This is a genomic window from Bacillus sp. B2-WWTP-C-10-Post-4, assembly GCF_009183805.1.
Taxonomy (GTDB): domain Bacteria; phylum Bacillota; class Bacilli; order Bacillales; family Bacillaceae_G; genus Bacillus_A; species Bacillus_A cereus.
The window spans coordinates 1-2,569 of sequence record NZ_WEII01000226.1 but is presented as its reverse complement, the minus strand read 5'-3'; the positions used below and the strand labels follow the sequence as shown (position 1 = coordinate 2,569).

The following is a 2,569-nucleotide window of genomic DNA, read 5'->3' as shown; positions in this document are numbered from 1 at the left end:
ATCATAAGGAATAAAAAAGCTTTTATTTATAAATGTATTTGTTGTAATATGGTGAATAACAATAATGCATAATTAGTTATAAATAAAAATTAAAGAAGGTATAAGTTATGAAAAAGAAAATTTTATTTTGGATTCTAGGTATAATAGGTTTTCTAGTAATTGCAGGTGGAGTATATGCATATTATGTCTATTCTAATGTATCAAATACATTAGATGCAGTGCATAAACCACTGGATCGTGATAAGTCTGAAAAACGCGATAAGAAAGTAGATGTTGCAGATAATAAGCCAATATCTATTTTACTAATGGGTGTGGATCAAAGAGCAGAAGAGACAGGGCGTTCAGATTCAATGATGTTATTCACGCTAAACCCACAAAAAAAGTCTATGAAAATCACTAGTATTCCACGTGATTCTTATACAGAAATTGTAGGTAAAGGTAAAAAGGATAAGATTAATCATGCGTATGCCTTTGGTGGAATTGATATGTCTGTAAAAACGGTAGAGAATTTTCTTGATATACCAGTTGATCATTATATTGAAGTGAACATGGCTGGTTTTAAAGATGTTGTTGATGCAGTTGGTGGAGTAGATGTTAATAATGATTTAGAATTCAAATATGAAGGATCACAATTCGCTAAAGGAAATATACATCTTAATGGTACGGAAGCATTAAGATATTCCCGTATGCGTTATGAAGATCCACGTGGTGACTTCGGCCGCCAAATGCGTCAACGTCAAGTTATCCAAGCTGTAATTAAAAAGGGTGCAAGTGTATCTTCTCTAGCAAGTTACGGTAATGTGTTAACAGCAATTGAGAAAAACGTTAAAACAAGTTTAACTCAAGATCAAATGTTTGATATTCAAAAGAACTATAAAGATTGCATGGAGAATAGTGAAGAAATCCAAATCCCGGGTGACGGCCACAAAGCTGCTGATGGTATTTGGTACTACTACGTTCCAGATGCAGCGAAACAAGATATTACGAATAAGTTAAGAGCGCATCTTGAATTGACTAAGTAATATGTAATAACCCAACTCCTTTGGTAGGAGTTGGGTTTATTTTTGCATGGATTTATATTAGTATTATATATTGTGAGATTAATAGATGAGGTGAATCGATGAATAAGAAAGCGGTACTTGTCCTTGTTATTTTTGTATTGTTTGTCGCTTCGATTGTGAGCGGTAAATTGTACTGGAATAAGAAGATTGCGAATGCAACAGGGCAAACGAGTGAAGTAACGAAAACAAAGGCTGAAGTGAAAGATAGTGGGGCAAAGAAAGAAGAGAAAAAGGAAGAGAAAAAACAAGATGCGAGGTCATCTTTTAATGAGACATACGCGAAGAACTTGCCAGATGCAGTGAAAGAGAAGTTAAAGAAAGCTGCTGAGGATAAAAAGGCAGTAAATCTTGTTATTGTTGGTGATGAAGGTTCTTCATCTGAAAAAGGTACTTGGGCAGCTAAGTTAACAGCTAATTTAGAAACTGCTTACGGTAAAGGTTTATGGAATGTGACTGTAAAGGAATATAAGGGTGAAAGCACAGAAGAATTAATTACGAATAAACGTGATAAAGAGATTGCAAAAGAGAATCCAGATGTGATTTTATTTGAACCACCATTTATTACTGATAATGGTAAAACTGGTAATGGTAACTCTGTAGTAAATACACAGAAGTTTGTTCAAGCACTTTCTACTAGTGCAAAGGGTGCTACGATTATGATTCAACCATCAAATCCAGTGTATGGTGCGAAGAATTATCCGAAAGCGATTGAAGCATTAAAGCAATTTGCGGTGCAAAATAATTATACATATATTGATCATTGGGGAGCATGGCCTGATGCAACAACAAAGGCAATTTTACCATACTTACAAGAAGAGTTTGGTTTCCCAAGTGCGAAAGGGTATGACGTTTGGGCGAAATATGTAACTGATTATTTCGTTGCTAAGTAAAAAGGAAGTTTCATGGGGTAATCATTTCTGTTGTGATTGCCTCTTTTTTGTTAATAAGCTATAACAATGGAGGTATACTCATGACAATACTTGTAACAGGTGGAGCAGGATATATTGGTAGTCATACATGTGTAGAATTACTAAATAGCGGTTACGAAGTTATAGTAGTGGATAATCTTTCGAATAGCTCGGTAGAATCTATAAATCGAGTGAAAGAAATAACAGGAAAACAATTTAAGTTTTATAAAGAAGACGTTTTAAATCGCGAAGCGCTTGACGCAATTTTTGAAGAAAATGCAATTGAAGCAGTTATTCACTTTGCAGGATTTAAAGCTGTAGGGGAGTCAGTAGCGATTCCATTAACATATTATCATAACAACATTACAAGCATGTTAGTGCTATGTGAAGTAATGCAGAAACATAATGTAAAGAAGATAATCTTTAGTTCATCTGCAACTGTATATGGTATCCTGGAAACGTCACCGATTACGGAGGAGTTTCCATTAAGTGCAACAAATCCATATGGTCAAACGAAATTAATGATTGAGCAAATTATGCGTGATGTAGCATTTGCAGATGCAGAATGGAGTATCGCATTACTTCGCTATTTCAATCCAT

The 2,569-nt window shown here is 34.6% G+C and carries 3 protein-coding genes; all 3 read left to right on the top strand.

Annotated features, from left to right (window positions below; all coding sequences use genetic code 11):
* The first annotated feature begins 107 nt into the window (after positions 1 to 107).
* Positions 108 to 1,022, top strand: coding sequence for a polyisoprenyl-teichoic acid--peptidoglycan teichoic acid transferase TagU (gene tagU / locus GBN78_RS29325; protein WP_030029416.1), 915 nt, complete (start codon positions 108 to 110; stop codon positions 1,020 to 1,022).
* 98 nt (positions 1,023 to 1,120) lie between these two features.
* Positions 1,121 to 1,951, top strand: coding sequence for an SGNH/GDSL hydrolase family protein (locus GBN78_RS29320; RefSeq protein WP_030029415.1), 831 nt, complete (start codon positions 1,121 to 1,123; stop codon positions 1,949 to 1,951).
* A gap of 80 nt (positions 1,952 to 2,031) precedes the next feature.
* The coding region (locus GBN78_RS29315; protein ID WP_152128013.1) for an SDR family NAD(P)-dependent oxidoreductase at positions 2,032 to 2,569 on the top strand (538 nt) is incomplete at its 3' end.

What these genes read in the sequence shown, in the direction of transcription:
- tagU (WP_030029416.1), top strand. Translation starts at nt 108, where the DNA reads ATGAAAAAGAAAATTTTATTTTGGATTCTAGGTATAATAGGTTTTCTA.
- GBN78_RS29320 (WP_030029415.1), top strand. Translation starts at nt 1,121, where the DNA reads ATGAATAAGAAAGCGGTACTTGTCCTTGTTATTTTTGTATTGTTTGTC.